Raw genomic sequence first — 996 nt, forward strand, 5'->3', positions numbered from 1 at the left:
ACTTCACGGAGGACGCGCCATGACCATCGCCCGCCATTGGATTGCCTTGGGATGCCTCGCCGGTGCCGCAACGCTCATCGCTTGCGCAAGCAGCCCTTCCCCCCAGAAGCCGATGACCTTCTTCGTCACCAGCGCGAATCCCGGAAAAGGCGCCGACCTCGGCGGCCTGGCCGGTGCCGACAAGTACTGCAAGGCGCTCGCCACCGCCGTGGGTGCCGGTGACAGGGACTGGCGCGCCTACCTCAGCACCGACGCCTCGAGCGGCACTTCCCCGGTGAATGCGCGCGACCGCATCGGCAAGGGCCCGTGGAAGAACGCACGCGGTGTCGTGGTGGCCAACAGCGTTGACGAACTCCACGGCGCGAACGGCTTGACCAAGCAGACTGCCCTCACCGAGAAAGGCGAGGTGATCAACGGCCGCGGCGACACGCCCAACCTGCACGACATGCTGACCGGCTCGACACCCGAAGGCCGCGTCGCGACGGGCGACAAGAACCTCACCTGCGGCAACTGGACGCAAAGCGGCGAAGGTTCTGCGGTCGTCGGCCACCACGACCGCACGGGTCTCGACGAGCAGCCGCCTGCCAAATCGTGGAACTCGTCGCACCCCTCGCGCGGCTGCAGCCCGGATGCGCTGAAGGCGACCGGTGGCGCCGGGCTCTTCTACTGCTTCGCAGCCAGCTGATCCCGAACGCCGCCACGGCCAAGCGCCTGCGAGCGGCGCGCGAAGCTCAAGAGCCCTTCGCGTCCCGCTTGCATGCCTGCTGCAGCGCTAGCCACCCGGCAGCGCCCAGCGTTTCCATCGTCCGCATGTTGGTCTCGTAGATGCTGTCGGGGTCCGGGAAGCTGTCGACCGCTTTCGTGATGCTGTCCTCACGCAGCAGGTGCAGCGTGGGCCAGGGCGAGCGGTTGGTGGCGTTCGTGATGTCGTCGGGCTCGGTCCCGCCGAACTGGAACTCGGGATGGAAAGCGGCTACCTGCAGCACGCCCTCGAGT

The 996-nt window shown here is 67.8% G+C and carries 2 protein-coding genes; one reads left to right on the forward strand and one right to left on the reverse strand.

What is annotated here, in order from left to right:
• Nucleotides 1-19 precede the first annotated feature (19 nt).
• Complete coding sequence (locus tag AC1D15_RS34300; protein WP_477829586.1) at nt 20-685, forward strand: hypothetical protein; 666 nt, start codon at nt 20-22, stop codon at nt 683-685.
• A 46-nt stretch (nt 686-731) separates the two neighbouring features.
• Here the strand turns inward: AC1D15_RS34300 and AC1D15_RS34305 are convergent.
• Nucleotides 732-996, reverse strand: a 265-nt coding sequence (locus AC1D15_RS34305; RefSeq protein ID WP_477829587.1) for a DUF1415 family protein, incomplete at its 5' end; no start/stop codon positions are given.

This window comes from Rhizobacter sp. P2_H2, assembly GCF_056403375.1.